The organism is Teichococcus aestuarii (assembly GCF_003116135.1).
Classification (GTDB): domain Bacteria; phylum Pseudomonadota; class Alphaproteobacteria; order Acetobacterales; family Acetobacteraceae; genus Pseudoroseomonas; species Pseudoroseomonas aestuarii.
This window is the reverse complement of sequence record NZ_PDOA01000005.1, coordinates 98,685-114,350: the sequence shown is the minus strand read 5'-3', so window position 1 is coordinate 114,350 and position 15,666 is coordinate 98,685. Positions and strand designations below refer to the sequence as shown.

The 15,666-nt window shown below is 72.0% G+C and carries 18 protein-coding genes; 7 read left to right on the top strand and 11 right to left on the bottom strand.

Annotated features, from left to right (window positions below; all coding sequences use genetic code 11):
* Positions 1-140: 140 nt before the first annotated feature.
* Positions 141-1,784, bottom strand: coding sequence for a chaperonin GroEL (gene groL, locus CR165_RS09930; RefSeq protein ID WP_109516829.1), 1,644 nt, complete (start codon positions 1,782-1,784; stop codon positions 141-143).
* Positions 1,785-1,838: 54 nt separating this feature from the next.
* Positions 1,839-2,129, bottom strand: coding sequence for a co-chaperone GroES (gene groES / locus CR165_RS09925; RefSeq protein WP_040612562.1), 291 nt, complete (start codon positions 2,127-2,129; stop codon positions 1,839-1,841).
* Positions 2,130-2,411: 282 nt separating this feature from the next.
* Here groES and CR165_RS09920 point away from each other — a divergent pair, with 282 nt between their 5' ends.
* Positions 2,412-2,687 carry an usg protein gene (locus CR165_RS09920; protein WP_109516828.1) on the top strand — a complete coding sequence of 92 codons (276 nt, stop codon included), beginning with the start codon at positions 2,412-2,414 and terminating at the stop codon, positions 2,685-2,687.
* 22 nt (positions 2,688-2,709) lie between these two features.
* On the opposite strand, the gene CR165_RS09915 is transcribed toward CR165_RS09920, so the two are convergent.
* Genes CR165_RS09915 through CR165_RS09905 form a run of 3 tightly spaced genes read right to left on the bottom strand, consistent with a single transcriptional unit; the run spans position 2,710 to position 5,196 of the window.
* Complete coding sequence (locus tag CR165_RS09915; protein ID WP_109516827.1) at positions 2,710-3,627, bottom strand: AEC family transporter; 918 nt, start codon at positions 3,625-3,627, stop codon at positions 2,710-2,712.
* Between the two features lie 49 nt (positions 3,628-3,676).
* Complete coding sequence (gmk, locus tag CR165_RS09910; protein WP_109516826.1) at positions 3,677-4,306, bottom strand: guanylate kinase; 630 nt, start codon at positions 4,304-4,306, stop codon at positions 3,677-3,679.
* Positions 4,303-5,196: a YicC/YloC family endoribonuclease gene (locus tag CR165_RS09905; protein ID WP_109516825.1), complete on the bottom strand. Its 894-nt coding sequence runs from the start codon at positions 5,194-5,196 to the stop codon at positions 4,303-4,305. The genes gmk and CR165_RS09905 overlap by 4 nt, the downstream gene beginning before the upstream one ends.
* Positions 5,197-5,235: 39 nt before the next feature.
* Here CR165_RS09905 and CR165_RS09900 point away from each other — a divergent pair, with 39 nt between their 5' ends.
* Complete coding sequence (locus CR165_RS09900; RefSeq protein WP_367604211.1) at positions 5,236-6,024, top strand: SDR family NAD(P)-dependent oxidoreductase; 789 nt, start codon at positions 5,236-5,238, stop codon at positions 6,022-6,024.
* Positions 6,025-6,034: 10 nt separating this feature from the next.
* Here the strand turns inward: CR165_RS09900 and CR165_RS09895 are convergent, their stop codons facing one another.
* The 6 genes from CR165_RS09895 to fabD form a co-directional block, all read right to left on the bottom strand.
* Positions 6,035-6,907, bottom strand: a complete 873-nt coding sequence (locus tag CR165_RS09895; RefSeq protein ID WP_109516823.1) for a DMT family transporter — start codon at positions 6,905-6,907, stop codon at positions 6,035-6,037.
* A 53-nt stretch (positions 6,908-6,960) separates the two neighbouring features.
* Positions 6,961-7,932: an endolytic transglycosylase MltG gene (gene mltG / locus CR165_RS09890; RefSeq protein ID WP_109516822.1), complete on the bottom strand. Its 972-nt coding sequence runs from the start codon at positions 7,930-7,932 to the stop codon at positions 6,961-6,963.
* A gap of 123 nt (positions 7,933-8,055) precedes the next feature.
* Positions 8,056-9,339: a beta-ketoacyl-ACP synthase II gene (gene fabF, locus CR165_RS09885; protein ID WP_109516821.1), complete on the bottom strand. Its 1,284-nt coding sequence runs from the start codon at positions 9,337-9,339 to the stop codon at positions 8,056-8,058.
* A 95-nt stretch (positions 9,340-9,434) separates the two neighbouring features.
* A complete protein-coding gene (locus CR165_RS09880) occupies positions 9,435-9,674 on the bottom strand; it encodes an acyl carrier protein (RefSeq protein WP_007434665.1) in 240 nt (79 codons plus the stop codon).
* 121 nt (positions 9,675-9,795) lie between these two features.
* Positions 9,796-10,533, bottom strand: a complete 738-nt coding sequence (fabG, locus tag CR165_RS09875) for a 3-oxoacyl-[acyl-carrier-protein] reductase (protein ID WP_109516820.1) — start codon at positions 10,531-10,533, stop codon at positions 9,796-9,798.
* A gap of 31 nt (positions 10,534-10,564) precedes the next feature.
* A complete protein-coding gene (gene fabD, locus CR165_RS09870; RefSeq protein ID WP_109516997.1) occupies positions 10,565-11,521 on the bottom strand; it encodes an ACP S-malonyltransferase in 957 nt (318 codons plus the stop codon).
* A 305-nt stretch (positions 11,522-11,826) separates the two neighbouring features.
* Between fabD and rpsF the strand changes: the two genes are divergently transcribed.
* The 5 genes from rpsF (at position 11,827) to CR165_RS09845 (ending at position 15,641) form a co-directional block, all read left to right on the top strand.
* Complete coding sequence (gene rpsF, locus CR165_RS09865) at positions 11,827-12,300, top strand: 30S ribosomal protein S6 (protein WP_109516819.1); 474 nt, start codon at positions 11,827-11,829, stop codon at positions 12,298-12,300.
* Positions 12,301-12,306: 6 nt separating this feature from the next.
* Positions 12,307-12,588, top strand: coding sequence for a 30S ribosomal protein S18 (rpsR, locus tag CR165_RS09860; protein ID WP_109516818.1), 282 nt, complete (start codon positions 12,307-12,309; stop codon positions 12,586-12,588).
* Between the two features lie 48 nt (positions 12,589-12,636).
* Positions 12,637-13,563: a DUF2232 domain-containing protein gene (locus CR165_RS09855; RefSeq protein ID WP_109516817.1), complete on the top strand. Its 927-nt coding sequence runs from the start codon at positions 12,637-12,639 to the stop codon at positions 13,561-13,563.
* Between the two features lie 16 nt (positions 13,564-13,579).
* The gene (gene rplI / locus CR165_RS09850) at positions 13,580-14,149 is read left to right on the top strand and encodes a 50S ribosomal protein L9 (RefSeq protein ID WP_109516816.1); all 570 of its coding nucleotides are present in this window, start codon (positions 13,580-13,582) and stop codon (positions 14,147-14,149) included.
* A 175-nt stretch (positions 14,150-14,324) separates the two neighbouring features.
* Complete coding sequence (locus CR165_RS09845; protein WP_109516815.1) at positions 14,325-15,641, top strand: SAM-dependent methyltransferase; 1,317 nt, start codon at positions 14,325-14,327, stop codon at positions 15,639-15,641.
* The last annotated feature ends 25 nt before the right edge of the window (positions 15,642-15,666 follow it).

Here is a 15,666-nt window from a genome sequence, read left to right as displayed (position 1 = left end):
CGTCTGGCGCGGATAGTGGGGCAGATCGTTTCTGAACTGTCAACGCAAACCGGAAAACGGGCAGCCGGATACGCAACGAAAAAAGGGGCGGCCCCTGCGGGCCGCCCCCTTGCCTTCCGGCGGGACCTGATCCGGGAGGATCAGAAGTCCATGTCGCCGCCCATGCCGCCCATGCCGCCCGGGCCACCGGCCGGAGCCTTCTTCTCAGGACGCTCGGCGATCATCGCCTCGGTCGTGATCAGCAGGGAGGCGATGGAGGCCGCGTCCTGCAGGGCGGTGCGGACCACCTTGGTCGGGTCGATGATGCCGGCCGCGACCAGGTCCTTGTACTCGTCGAGCTGGGCGTCGTAGCCGTACTCGTAGGTGCTGTCGCGCAGGACCTCACCGGCGATCACGGCGCCGTCCTTGCCGGCGTTCTCGGCGATCTGCTTCAGCGGCGCCTGGATCGCGCGGCGCACGATCTCGATGCCGACCTGCTCGTCGTTGTTCAGGCCCTTGAGGTCGGCCAGCTTCAGCGAGGCGCGCAGCAGGGCCACGCCACCACCGGGGACGATGCCTTCCTCGACGGCCGCACGGGTCGCGTGCAGGGCGTCGTCGACGCGGTCCTTGCGCTCCTTGACCTCAACCTCGGTGCTGCCACCGACGCGGATCACGGCGACGCCACCGGCCAGCTTGGCCAGGCGCTCCTGCAGCTTCTCGCGGTCGTAGTCCGAGGTGGTCTCCTCGATCTGCGCCTTGATCTGCTCCACGCGGCCCTCGATGTCGGACTTCTGGCCGGCACCGTCGACGATCGTGGTGTTCTCCTTCTCGATCCGGACCGTCTTGGCCTGGCCGAGCATGGCGAGCGTCACGGTCTCGAGCTTGATGCCGAGGTCCTCGCTGATCACCTGGCCACCGGTCAGGATCGCGATGTCCTCGAGCATCGCCTTGCGGCGGTCACCGAAGCCCGGGGCCTTCACGGCGGCAATCTTCAGGCCACCGCGCAGCTTGTTGACGACCAGGGTGGCCAGGGCCTCGCCCTCGACATCCTCGGCCACGATGATCAGCGGGCGGCCCGACTGAACCACCGTCTCCAGCAGCGGCAGCATCGGCTGCAGCTGGGACAGCTTCTTCTCGTGGATCAGGATGTAGGGGTTCTCGAGCTCGGCGATCATCTTCTCCGCATTCGTGATGAAATACGGGGAGACGTAGCCGCGGTCGAACTGCATGCCCTCGACGACGTCCAGCTCGGTCTGGATGCCCTTGGCTTCCTCGACCGTGATGACGCCCTCGTTGCCGACCTTCTCCATCGCGTGGGCGATCATCTCGCCGATCTCGGTCTCGCCATTGGCGGAGAGCGAGCCGACCTGAGCGACCTCGGCGGAGGTGGTGATCTTGCGGGTCTTGGACTTCAGGTCCTCGACGATGACGGCAACCGCCTTGTCAACGCCGCGCTTCAGGTCCATCGGGTTCAGGCCGGCGGCCACGGCCTTGGCGCCCTCGCGGATGATGGCCTGGGCCAGCACGGTCGCGGTGGTGGTGCCGTCGCCGGCCAGGTCGTTCTGCTTCGAGGCCACTTCGCGCACCATCTGCGCGCCCATGTTCTCGAACTTGTCGGCCAGCTCGATTTCCTTGGCGACCGTCACACCGTCCTTGGTGATGCGGGGCGCGCCGAAGGACTTGTCGATGACGACGTTGCGGCCCTTCGGGCCCAGCGTCACCTTCACGGCGTCGGCCAGAATGTCCACACCGCGCAGCATGCGCTCGCGGGCGGGAGCGCCGAACTTGACGTCCTTAGCAGCCATGGTTCTCTACCTCGTCAGATCTGTTGGGAAGAAGATGGGGTCCGCAGGCCGAAATCAGGCCGCGATCACGCCCATCAGGTCGGATTCCTTCATGATCAGCAGCTCTTCGCCGCTGATCTTGACCTCGGTGCCGGACCACTTGCCGAACAGGACGCGGTCGCCGACCTTGACGTCCAGGGCGACGACGACGCCCTGCTCGTTGCGCGCACCGGAACCGACGGCGACGATCTCGCCTTCCATCGGCTTCTCCTTGGCGGTGTCGGGGATGATGATACCACCCGCGGTCTTCTCCTCGGCGGTCAGCCGGCGGACGACGACGCGGTCATGCAGCGGACGAAACTTCATATGGCCCTCTCCTGACGCCCTGTGTGGCGCATTCAGCGACGGTTGCCTCGGCCGGCGGGCAAGCCTGTTAGCACTCACCCCCGGCGAGTGCTGACGATCTAGGGAAGAGTCCAAGCCACGTCAAGCAGCAAGCAGCACTCTTTGGCGATGAGTGCTAAGACACTGTTCGCGCAGGATTTTTCTTGCAGCCCCCTGTCATCCGCATGTCATGCTCCGGCACCCGAGGAGGGGAATCAGACTGGCCCGGCAGGCCGGGCCGCACCAGAACGGAGAGGAGTGCCCATGCTGCTGCGGGATATCGAAGCCTTCGTCCGCATTCCGGACTGGCGGCTGACCACGGCCGAGATCCTCTACCACCTGCCCGACCATCCGGGCCTGCTGCAGAGCTTCGTCTGGCAGAAGGTGGACCACGCGCCCCGCTTCCCGGAGCTGCACCGCTTCCTCGACTTCTGGCAGCGCGAGATCCAGGGGCCGCTGCACTCGGTGCGGGTGGCCTCCAGCGCCCTCGCCCGCCCGGCCGAGTTCCGCTACGCCGCCGGGCAGTTCACCCTGCACTGACAGGGGCGGCCGGAAGGCCGCCTCACAGCACGGCCAGCAGCACCGCCAGCGTCGCCACCGAGAGGATGGTGGAGAGCAGCACCGTGGCACCCGAGCGCTCCGCCCCCGCGGCGTAGCGGCGGGCCAGGAAGAAGGCGTTGGCCCCCGTCGGCATGCCGGCCGCCAGCACCGCCACGGAAAGCGACAGCGGCGGCAGGCCCAGCAGCCGCCCCATCAGCCAGACCAGCGCCGGCATCAGCAGCAGCTTCAGCGCGGTGCAGAGCAGCGCCGAGGGCCAGTCCCGCCGCGCATCGAAGGCCACCAGGCTGGCACCGAGGCAGAACAGCGCCACCGGCGGCCCGGCCATGCCCGTCATCTCCAGGAAGCGCCGCGCCACCGGCGGCACCTCCAGCCCCGACTGGTAGATCACCAGCCCGGCCAGCACCGCCAGCACCACCGGGTTCCGCAGCACCGAGAGGAAGGTGGAGCGGGCGATGGCCAGGACCGGCGCGCGGGCATTGTGCGCGATCTCCCCCACCACCGTGCCGAGCGGCAGCAGGATCAGCGAATGCAGGCCGAGGATGGCCAGGAGCTGCGCCAGCCCCGCCTGGCCATAGGCGGCGATGACCAGCGGCACGCCGATCATGGCCGTGTTGCCGAAGGCGGCGTTGAGCGCGAAGGTGCCGCCCTCGTCCAGCTTCATCCCCAGCGCCAGCCGGCCCAGCAGCAGCGCCAGCGCATAGGCGGCGAGGCAGCCGCTGAAGAAGGCCAGCGCCGTCGCGCCGCCATTGGGGTGCGGCATGGTGGCGCCGTTCAGCAGCAGGCAGGGCATGGCGAGGCGGAAGACGAAATCCGTCATCCCCCGCAGCCCCTCCTCCGAGATCCAGCGGCGGCGCGCGGAGAGGTAGCCGATGCCGATCATCACGAAGATCGGCATCACGACGTTCAGCAGCATGGACATGGAAATGCCTCCGCGCGCGGCGCCCGGCGCGGGCCGGGCCGCCGCCGGGTCACGGGCGCAGCAGGCCGTCGATGAAGCCGGGCAGCCAGGGCTGCCGTGCCCGCGCGCTGCGCGCGGCATGGATGATGGCGCGCACCTCCGCCACGGTCTCGTGGAAGTCGGTGTTCACCAGGACATGGTCGAAATCGGCCCAGTGGCTGATCTCGTCGCGGGCGGCCTGCATGCGTCGGGCAATCTCTTCGGCGGAATCCTGGCCCCGGCCATGCAAGCGCCGTTCCAGCTCCTCCAGGCTCGGCGGCAGCAGGAACACGCTCACCACATCCCCCGGCAGCGCCCGGCGCAGCAGCAGGTGCCCCTGCCAGTCGATGTCGAACATCACGTCCCGGCCCGCCGCCAGCGCCTCCTCCACCGGGGCGCGCGGCGTGCCGTAGCGGCGGCCGAAGACATGGGCGCTCTCCAGCATCTGGCCGGCCGCCTCCATCGCCTCGAACTCGGCCTGGCTGCGGAAGAAGTAGTGCACCCCCTCCTGCTCGCCCGGGCGCGGCGCGCGGGTGGTGGCGCTCACGGAGAGGCGCAGCGCCGTCTCGCGCTCCAGCAGGGCGCGGCTGACGGAGGATTTGCCGGCCCCGGAGGGGGCGGAGAGCACGAGGCAGAGCCCGCGCCGGGAGATACGGTTCATTCGACGTTCGCCGCCTGCTCGCGCAGCCGCTCGATCGCGGCCTTGAGGTCCAGGGAAAGCCGGGTCAACGCCAGGCTGGCCGACTTCGCCCCCAGGGTATTGGATTCACGGCCGAATTCCTGCGTCAGGAACTCCAGCTTGCGGCCCACCGATTCGGCCGAGGCCAGCAGCGCCCGGGCGGCGCCCAGATGCGCGCCGAGCCGGTCCAGCTCCTCCCGCACATCGGATTTCTGTGCCAGCAGCGCTACCTCGGCGGCCAGCCGCTCCTCCGGCACGCGGCTCTCGCCCTCCAGCAGCGCGGCCAGCGCGGCGGTGAGGCGGGCGCGGTGCGCGGCGGGCTGGGTGGCCGCCTCGGCGATGGCGGCCTCGCGCAGCGCGGCGATCTCGTCGAGCAGCGCCGCCAGGATCTCGCCCAGCCGCCCGCCCTCGGCCCGGCGCGCCTCCGCCAGCCCCTCCAGGGCGATGCCGAAGCCCTCCGCCAGGGCGGCGTTGCGGGCCTCCAGCTCGGCCTCGGCCGGCTCGGCCGTCTCGGCGCGCAGCACGCCGGGCAGCGCCAGCACCGCCTCGGCGCGCGGGGCCGGGCAGCCGGGGATCTGCGCCGCCACCTCCAGCGCCAGCCGGATCGCCTGGGCCAGCGCCGCCGGGTCGGGCGTCAGGCGCGGCGCCCGCTCCTCGCGCTTCAGCGTCAGGGTGGCGGAGATGTTGCCGCGCCGGAAGCGCGACGCGGCGGCGTCGCGCAGCTTCGCCTCCAGCGGGTCCAGCCCGGACGGCAGGCGGAGCCGGACATCCAGCCCGCGCCCATTGACGCTGCGCAGTTCCCACACGAAACCCGTGCCATCCGGCAGGGTGCCCGCGTGCCGGGCGAAGCCGGTCATCGACGAGAGAGCCATGCCCGGCCTTCTCTTCCCCTCCGCTTCAGGATGCAAGGCATGGCGAACACGCCCTGGCGACAGATCGCGCTGACCGGCGCCTCCTCCGGGCTGGGGCGGGCGCTGGCCCTGGCCTGCGCCGCCCCCGGCGCCACGCTGCACCTGGCCGCGCGCGACGCCGGGCGGCTGGCGGAGACCGCCGCCGCCTGCCGCGCCGCCGGCGCCACGGTGCGCGAGACGGTGCTGGACGTGCGCGACGCCGCCGCCTGCGCCGCCTGGATCGGGGCCATGCCGGGGATCGACCTGCTGATCGCCAATGCCGGCATCTCCGGCGGCACGGGCGGCGGCAGCGAGCCGGCGGAGCAGATCCGCGCCATCTTCGAGACCAACGTGACCGGCGTGCTGAACACCGCCCTGCCCGCCATGGCGCGCATGGCCACGCAGCCGCCGGGCGCGGACGGGGTGCGCGGGCGGGTGGCGGTCATCGCCTCGGTGGCCGCCTTCTTCGCGGCGCCGGGGGCGGCGGCCTACTGCGCCAGCAAGTCGGCGGTGCAGCGCTGGGCGGAGGCGACCGACGCCACGGAGCGCGCCCGCGGCATCCGCCTGCACGCCGTCTGCCCCGGCTACATCCGCACGCCGATGACGGCGGTGAACCGCTTCCCCATGCCCTTCATGCTGGAGCCGGAGGCGGCGGCGCGGCGCACCCTGGCGGGGATCGCCGCCGGGCGCACCCGCATCGCCTATCCCTGGCCGACCTATGCCCTGGCGCGGCTGGCCGGCGCGCTGCCGCTGCGGGTGCAGGCCCTGCTGGCCAGCCGCGTGCCGGCCAAGCCGGTCACGGGAGGATAAGGCCGGCGGCTCAGCGCCGCGTGGCCAGCCAGACGCCCAGCAGCACCACCGCGCCCCCCAGCGCCACGCGCGGCTCGGGGATCTCGGAGAGCAGGAAGGCGGCCACCAGCGCGGCGAAGGGCGGCTCCAGATAGCCCACCATCGCCGCCTCGGTGGCCCGCGCCCGGCGCAGCAGCAGCACGTAGAGCGAGAGCGGCACGGCGGAGGCGAACACCCCCAGCACCACCAGCGAGAGCCAGATGGAGGCCGGCTGCGCGAACCCGCCCGGCGCGCCGAAGGCCAGGCCCAGCGTGCCGGCGATTAGCACCGCCATCACCTGCTGGCCCATCACCAGCTGCCCCGCCTCCTCCGGCCTGGCCCAGCGCATGTAGACGGTGCCGGCGGCGTAGGAGGCGGCGGTGCCCAGCATCAGCAGCGCGGCGCCGAGGGTGGCGCCGCCATCCAGCGCCCGCGGCCCCAGGATGACGGCGATGCCGAGGAAGCCGAGGCCGAGCCCCAGCGCCATGCGCGGCCCCGGCCGCTCTTCCCGCAGCAGGAAGAAGGCCATCACCCCCACCAGCAGCGGCGTGGCGGACTGGATCAGCGCCGCCGGCGCGCTCTCGATGTCGCGGAGCGCGAGAGCGGTCAGCACGTTGGGCAGCCAGCCATTCACCGTGCCGATGACCAGGATGTGCCGCAGGCTGCGCCGCCCCGGCCAGCGCAGCGCGCCGCGCCACCACAGGAACAGCCCCACCGCCAGCGCCGCGAAGGCGCCGCGCGCCGTGGCCAGCGCCAGCGGCGGCATCACCCCCGCCACATGCCGCATCAGCGGGAAGGAGGAGCCCCAGAGCGCCGAGATCAGCAGCAGCTCCGCCCAAAGCCGGGCACGGCTCAACGGCAGCATGGCCGGGCACGGCCCAGCGGCGGCACGGCCGCGTGCGGCTCAGCGGCCACGCGTCACGGCCGGGCGCCGCGCTGCCGCTCGATCGCCCGCCAACGGGCGACGTTGCGGTTGTGCTCCTCCAGCGTGCGGGCAAAGGCATGGCCGCCATTGCCATCGGCCACGAAGTAGAGGGCATCCGTCTCCTGCGGGTTCAGCACGGCGCGCAGCGATTCGAGCCCCGGGCTGGCGATCGGCCCCGGCGGCAGGCCGCGGATGCGGTAGGTGTTGAAGGGATGGTCCCGCTCCAGGTCGGCACGGCTGAGGGGCCGGTCGAGCACGCCGCCATCGGCCGCGGCATAGGCCACGGTGGGGTCGGATTGCAGCGGCATGTTGCGCTTCAGCCGGTTGATGAACACGCCGGCCACCTGGCCGCGCTCCTCCGGCATCCCCGTCTCGCGCTCGACGATGGAGGCCAGCACCAGCGCCTCGCGCGGCGAGGCCAGCGGCAGCCCCTCGGCGCGGTCCTTCCACAGCCGCTCCAGCGCCTCGCGCATGGCGGTGCCGGCGCGGCGCGCCACGGCGGCGCGCGTGTCGCCCCAGCTATAGGCATAGGTCTCGGGCAACAGCTCGCCCTCGTCGATCACCGGCATCTCGCCGGTCAGCCCCTCGGCCTGCTCCAGCAGCGTGGCCATCTGCCGGGCGGTCAGCCCTTCCGGCAGGGTCAGGCGGCGCTGCACGGGGCGGGCGTTGCGCAGCACCGAGACCACCTCGCGCAGCGAGCCCTGCGCCGGGAAGAGGTATTCCCCCGCCCGCAGCGGCCCCTCGTCGCGCGTCAGCCACACGCCGGCGGCGAACAGGCGGGGGTCGCTTATGGCCCCCCGCTCGGCCAGCAGCGCGCCGATCGCCTCGGTGCCGCCGCCGCGCGGCACCACGATGGCGGTGGGCGCCGGCAGCGGCCCGGGCGAGACCCAGGCCTCGCGCGCCCACCAGGCGCCGCCGCCCGCCAGGGCCAGGAGCACCAGCAGCACAGCCAGGAAGATTCGCATGGAGGAGGAGCCTTTGTCGGATTGGCCGGAGCGGAGGCCCGGCGAAGGGGCAAAGGCTGGGGGAGGAGCGGATCTTCCCCCAGAAGCCGCGCCGCCGCGCCGGGATGGCGCGGCGGCGCTGGGTCAGGGCGCCTTGCGGAACAGGATCGAGGCGTTGGTGCCGCCGAAGCCGAAGCTGTTCGACAGCGCGATCTCGATGTTGCGCTGCTGCGGCTGCAGCGCCACCCGGTCGATCACGCTCTCCCGCGAGGGCTTGTGCAGGTTCAGCGTGGGCGGCGCCACGCCGTCGCGGATGGCGAGGATCGAGAAGATGCCCTCCACCGCGCCGGCCGCGCCGAGCAGGTGCCCGATGGCCGACTTGGTGGACGACATGGCCAGGCCCTTGCAGGCCTCGCCGAACAGCTTCTCCACCGCCTCCAGCTCCAGGTCGTCGCCCATCGGCGTCGAGGTGCCGTGCGCGTTGACGTACTGGATCTGGTCCGGGGTGATGCCGGCGTTCTTCAGCGTCGCCCGCATCGCCCGGTAGGCGCCGTCATGGCCCTCCGCCGGAGCGGTGATGTGGTAGGCGTCGCCCGACATGCCGTAGCCGATGACCTCGGCGTAGATCTTGGCGCCACGCTTCTTCGCGTGCTCGTATTCCTCGAGCACCACCACGCCGGCGCCCTCGCCCATGACGAAGCCGTCGCGGCCCTCGTCCCAGGGGCGGGAGGCTTCGGTGGGGGTGTCGTTGAAGCCGGTGGACAGGGCGCGGGCGGCGCAGAAGCCGGCCATGCCGATGTCGCAGATCGCCGCCTCGGTGCCGCCGGCCACCATCACGTCGGCATCGCCGAGGGCGATGAGGCGCGCCGCGTCGCCCAGCGCGTGCACGCCGGTGGCGCAGGCGGTGACCACCGCGTGGTTGGGGCCCTTGAAGCCGTAGCGGATCGAGACGTGGCCGGAAGCCAGGTTGATCAGCGCCGAGGGGATGAAGAAGGGCGACAGCCGCCGCGACTTGCCCTGCGCCACCATCTGCGCGTTCTCGGCGATGGTCGGCAGGCCGCCGATGCCGGAGCCGATCATCACGCCGGTGGCGTTCCGGTCATCCTCCGACTCCGGCACCCAGCCGGAATCCTCCACCGCCTCCACCGCCGCCACGAGGGCGAACTGGATGAAGCGGTCCATCTTCTTCTGGTCCTTGACCGGGATCCACTCGTTGAAGTCGAGCTTCCCCTCGGTCTTGGAGCCGGTCGGCACCTCGCCGGCGATCCGCGCCGGCAGGTCTTTCGCGTCGAACAGGCGGATCGGGCCGATGCCGCTCTCGCCCGCCAGCATCCGCTGCCACACATTCGCGACGCCGACGCCGAGAGGGCAAGCAATGCCCATCCCGGTGACGACGACGCGACGCGGCGTCGTCAGAGAACCAAACACGCGTTATCTCCCCCTGGCGTCCACGGCAGCGTCCATCGGGGCATGCCCGGAGGCATCCCCTTGGGCGTTCCCTGGGTGGCGCGGATGGAAGGCCTTCAGGCGGCCTTCTGCGCCTCGATGTAGTCGATCGCGTCCTTCACGGTCGTGATCTTCTCGGCGGCGTCGTCCGGGATCTCGACCCCGAAAGCCTCCTCGAACGCCATCACCAGCTCGACCGTGTCGAGGCTGTCAGCGCCCAGGTCGTCGATGAACGACGCCTCGGCGGTAACCTTGGCCTCTTCGACGCCGAGGTGCTCGACAACGATCTTCTTCACCTTCTCGGCGGTATCGCTCATCGCCCGAGTCTCTCCTGCTTGCAGACGCTGCCGGCGCTCCGGGTGGGGACAATCCCCGCCCTCGGCCCGCGCGGCATTAACATGGAAGCAGGCCGGGGAACAGATTTCCCGGCCCGCCGTTTCAGCTCATCGCCATCCCGCCGTTCACATGCAGGGTGGCGCCGGTGACCCAGCCCGCCTCGTCCGATGCCAGATAGGCAACGGCGGCGGCGATGTCAGCGGCCTCGCCCATCCGGCCCAGCGGAATCCGCTCCATCAGGCGCGTTTTCTGCTGCTCGTTCAGGGCGTCCGTCATCGGCGTCCGGATGAAGCCGGGCGCCACGACGTTCACGGTGATGCCGCGGCTGGCCAGTTCCTGGGCGAGCGACTTGCTCATGCCCACGAGTCCGGCCTTGGCCGCCGCATAATTCGCCTGCCCCGGGTTGCCGGTGGTGCCGACGATCGAGGCGATGGAGATGATGCGCCCCGCGCGGCGCTTCATCATGCCGCGCATGGCGGCCCGCGCCAGGCGGAAGGGGGCCGAGAGATCGACCTCCAGCACATCCGCCCAATCCTTGTCGGACATGCGCATGGCCAGCCCGTCGCGGGTGAAGCCGGCATTGTTCACCAGGATGTCGAGCCGGCCGAGCTCCGACTCCACCCGCTCCACCAGCGCCTGCGGCGCGGCGGGGTCGGAGAGGTCGGCGGGCGCCACCAGCGCGCCCTCGCCCAGCTCGGCCGCCAGCTCCGCCAGCACCGCCTCGCGCGTGCCGGAGAGGGCGACCTTCGCCCCCTGGCGGTGCAGCGCCCGGGCGATCTCGGCGCCGATTCCACCGGTGGCGCCGGTCACCAGCGCCACTTTTCCTTGCAGGCCGAACATCGCTCTCAGCTCCTTCCCGGGACGCGGGCCGTCAGAGGGTCTTGAGGAAGGCTTCGATCTCGGCGGGCCCGCCCACCGACATCGCCTGCGCCTCGGGCGCCAGCCGCTTCATCAGCCCGGTCAGCACCTTGCCGGCGCCGATCTCGACGAAGCGGTCGCAGCCGAGGCCGGCCATGGTGGCCACGCATTCGCGCCAGCGCACCGTGCCGGTCACCTGCCGCACCAGCAGCTCGCGGATCTCGACCGGGTCGGTCGCCTTGGCGGCGGTGACGTTGGCCACCACCGGCACCAGCGGCGGGCGCAGCTCGGCCAGCGCCAGGGCCTCGGCCATGGCGTCGGCGGCGGGAGCCATCAGCGCGCAGTGGAAGGGGGCGGAGACGGGCAGCAGCATGGCGCGCTTGATGCCGGCCTCCTTGGCCAGCGCCACCGCGCGCTCCACCGCGCCGCGGTGGCCGGAGATCACCACCTGGCCGCCGCCATTGTCGTTGGCGGCCTCGACCACCTCGGTGGCGCCCTCCGGCGTCTCGGCGGCGCGGGCGCAGATCTCCTGCGCCTGGGCCATCTCGGCGCCGAGCAGCGCGGCCATGGCGCCCATGCCGGCCGGCACCGCCTTCTGCATCGCCTCGCCGCGCAGGCGCAGCAGGCGGGCGGCGGTGGGCACGTCGAAGGTCTGCGCGGCGGCCAGCGCGCTGTACTCGCCGAGCGAGTGGCCGGCGACCAGCGCCACCCGCTCCTTGAGGACGAAGCCGCCCTCCTGCTCCAGCACCCGCAGCACGGCCATGCTCACGGCCATCAGCGCGGGCTGGGCGTTGGCGGTCAGCGTCAGCTCCTCCGCCGGCCCCTCGAACATCAGCCGGCTGAGGCTCTGCTTCAGCGTCTCGTCCACCGCCTCGAACACCTCGCGGGCGGCGGGAAAGGCTTCGGCCAGCTCTCGGCCCATGCCGATGGCCTGGCTGCCCTGGCCGGGGAAGACGAAGGCGATCGACATGGCGGTGCTGGCGTCCTCATGCATTCTTGGCGTCATGGGCGGCGAGGCGCCGGGCATCCGGCTCGCCACGCCCCCAGGGCCCGGTCCATGAATGGTCCGTGAAGCCGCGCGGGGTAACGGGGCGGCACGGGGCTGTCAACGCCGCAACTCCGCGGCGGGCGCTTGGCCCTGGACTCGGGCGCCGGAATGTGGTCTACGCCGCCTCCCCTGCCGGGCGCGCGAGGCATCGCGCCCGGCTATGCCCGTTTGCGCCCTCCGGCATGGGTCGGTGCGGCCCCGGGCTGAGACAGCCACAGGGAGATCCCATGCCGCTGTATGAGACCGTGCTCATCGCACGTAACGACCTGACGCAGGCGCAGGTCGAGGCCATCGCCGACCAGGTCGCCACGACCATCACCGAAGCCGGTGGCGAGGTGAAGAAGCGGGAATACTGGGGCCTTCGGGGCCTGGCCTACCGCATCAAGAAGAACCGCAAGGGGCACTACATGCTCCTCGGCCTGGACTGCCCGGCGGCCGCCGAGCAGGAGGCGGCGCGTCAGCTCGGCCTCAACGAGGACGTGCTGCGCCACATGACGATCCGCGTCGAGGCGATCGACGCCGAGGCGCCGTCCGCCATCCTGGCCAAGCGTGGCGACGACCGTGAGCGCGACCGTGGCTTCCGCGGCCCCCGCCCGGCCGCCGGCCGCTTCTCGTCGGGCCGCCGCGAGCGGAACGACGACCGCGAGGAGTATCGCGCCCGCTCGCGCGACGATTCCGACAACGCTGGCGGCGAGGAGTAATCGATCATGTCCGAGACCAACACCGACGTGAACATCGCCGCCCGCCGCCCCGCCGTGGGCGCCCGCCGGCCGTTCTACCGCCGCCGCAAGTCCTGCCCGTTCTCGGGGCCCAACGCGCCGAAGATCGACTACAAGGACGTGCGCCTGCTCTCCCGCTTCCTGAGCGAGCGCGGCAAGATCGTCCCCTCCCGGATCACCGCCGTGTCGGGGAAGAAGCAGCGCGAGCTGGCCAACGCCATCAAGCGCGCCCGCTTCCTGGCCCTGCTGCCCTACGTCATCAACGACTGAGCGCAGCGGACGGGATGACGGACTGAGCGACGGATCGGCGCCGCGGCCATGAGCGACCCTCGGGGCACCTCCCGGACCGGCCTGACCAACGACCCCCGCCTGCTGGCGGGGGCGGCGGGCGGGCTCGTCTCGGCCTTCGCGGCGCTGTGGGCGTTCCACGGCCTGCCGGTGGGCATGGGGCTGTTCTGGCTCTCGCCGCTGCCGCTGTTCCTGGCGGGCCTCGGCTTCGGCCGGGCCGCCATGGGCATCGCGGTGGCGGTCGGCGCCTTCAGCCTCCTGCTGGTGACGCCGGGCCTGCTGCCGGTGCTGCTCTGGCTCGGCGTCTACGGCGTGCCGGCGATGCTGCTGCTGGGCAGCGGCCTGCAGCCCGGGCCGCGCATCGACCTGACGCTGCCGCTGGTGCTGCTCGGCCTGTGGCCGGCGCTGCTGACCGTGCTGGCCGCCTTCCTGGCCGGCGCGGAGGGTGGCCTGGAGGCCGCGCTGCGCAATGCCGTGCAGATCGGGCTGGACCGCATGGGCGCCGAGGCGCCGGATGCGGTGGTGGACCAGATCGTGCGGCTGAAGGCGGCGGCGCTGGCGCTGTGGATCGGCCTGGCGCTGCTGGCCAACGCCGCTGGCGCGCAGGGCTTCCTGCAGCGGCGCGGCCTGGCGCTCGCGCCGGCGCCGCGCTGGCGCGCCGCCCGGCTGCCGCGCTGGTACCCGGCGCTGCCGGCGCTCGCAGCGGTGGCCTGGCTGCTGGCCGACCCGGCCGCGGAGCTGCTGCCGCTGTCGCTGTGCCTGGTGCTCTCCGTGCCGCTGCTGCTGCAGGGGCTGGCCGCCATGCACACGCGGCTGGCGCGCGTCAGCTTCCGGCTGCCACTGCTGATCCTGCTCTATGTCCTGCTTCTCGTCTTCAGCCTGCCGGGCGCCCTGATCCTTGTGGCGCTCGGCCTCCTCGAACAGTACGGGCGCCGCAACCCGCCCGCCAACATGTGAGATCGGGGTTACACCGATGATCGAAGTCATCCTGATGCAGCGGGTCGACAAGCTCGGCCAGATGGGCGAGCTGGTGAAGGTCCGCCCGGGCTACGCCCGCAACTTCCTGCTGCCCAAGGGCAAGGCGATCCGCGCCAACAAGGACAACCTCGCCCGCTTCGAGCGCGAGCGCGTCCAGCTCGAGGCGCAGAACCTGAAGCGCCGCGAGGAAGCCGAGCGCATCGCCGAGCGGATGGACGGCCTCACCGTCGTCATCATCCGCCAGGCGGGCGAGTCCGGCGGCCTGTACGGCTCCGTCTCCGGCCGCGACATCGCGGACGCGGCGAAGGAAGCCGGCCTGACCGTCTCCCGCAGCCAAGTGCTGCTGGAGCAGCCGATCAAGACGCTGGGCCTCACCACCGTCCGCGTCGAGCTGCACCCGGAGGTGTTCCTGCCGCTGACCGTCAACGTCGCCCGCTCGGTCGAAGAGGCCGACAAGCAGGCGCGCGGTGAGGACCTGCGCGCCGAGCAGCAGGCCGAGGAGGAGAGCCTGGAGGCCGAGCTGGCCGCCGAGCTGTCCGAGCTGGGCGCCGCGAGCGAGGACTGATCCCGCCCCCCGGCCTGCCGGCCGGAGGATGGAAACCGGAAAGGGCGCCCCCTGGGGCGCCCTTTCTGCATTTCCGGCCCGCTTCCGCATTGCCCCGCTCCCGTCCGCGTGACTGGACAGGTCAGCGAAGGAGACCCAACCATTTCGCCGCTGGGGTTGATGGAGGGCTCGGACGATGCTGTTCGATCGCGTTCTGTCCCGCATGATCCGCTGCGGGACCCTGACGGTCCGCTATCCGGATGGCCGGATGCGCCTTTATCGCGGCACGGATGGCCCGGGCGACGGCGGCCCCCGGGCCGGCCTTGTGGCCGGCATGCACATCCGCACCCCCCGCGCGCTGCGCCGGCTGCTGCTGAATCCCGGCCTGGGCTTCGGCGAGGCCTACATGGATGGCGAGATCGCGCCGCTGGACTGCTCCCTCTACGCGCTGGCGGACCTGCTGGTGCTGAACATGATGGCGCATGGCCACCCGGCCGAGACGCTGATGGAGAAGCTGCGCTGGCTGCGCCGGCACATCGACCAGCTCAACCCCGCCGGCCGCGCGCGCCGCAACGTGGCGCACCACTATGACCTCAACAGCCGCCTCTACGCCCTCTTCCTCGACCGCGACCGGCAGTATTCCTGCGCCTACTTCGCCACCGGGCAGGAGACGCTGGAGGAGGCGCAGCTGGCCAAGAAGCGCCACATCGCCGCCAAGTTGAAGCTCGACCGGCCCGACCTCGAGGTGCTGGACATCGGCTGCGGCTGGGGCGGCATGGCGCTGCACCTGGCGCGCGAGCACGGGGCGCGCGTCACCGGCATCACCCTCTCCACCGAACAGCTGGCGGTGGCGCGCGGCCGCGCCGCCGAGGCGGGGCTGGATGGCCGCGTCCGCTTCGAGCTGATGGACTACCGGGACTGGACCCGGCCGGTGGACCGCATCGTCTCGGTCGGCATGTTCGAGCATGTCGGCATCGACCATTACCGCCGCTTCTTCCGCACGCTGAAGGGGGCGCTGAAGCCGGACGGGGTGGCGCTGGTGCACGCCATCGGCCGCAGCGACGGGCCGGGCAGCACGAATCCGTGGATCAGCAAGTACATCTTCCCCGGCGGCTACTCCCCCGCCCTCTCCGAGGTGCTGCCGGCGGCGGAGCGGTCCGGCCTCTGGGTGACGGATATCGAGATCCTGCGCCTGCACTACGCGCAGACGCTCGCCCACTGGCGCCGCCGCTTCGCCGCCAACCGCGACGCCATCCAGAGCCTCTATGACGAGCGCTTCTGCCGCATGTTCGAGTTCTACCTCGTGGGCTCGGAGCTGGCCTTCCGCCGCATGGGGCACATGAACTGGCAGCTGCAGCTCACCCGCGACATCGGCACCCTGCCGCTGACCCGGGACTACATGGCGCAGGCCGAGGCGGAGGCGCGGGCGCGCCACCCGGCCGAGGCCGCCGGCCCGGCGGAGCCGGGGGCGGAACGGCACGATTCGCCGGTCAGCCTGCGGCGCAAGGGCTGAAGGGGCCGGCAGGAGGAATCGCTGG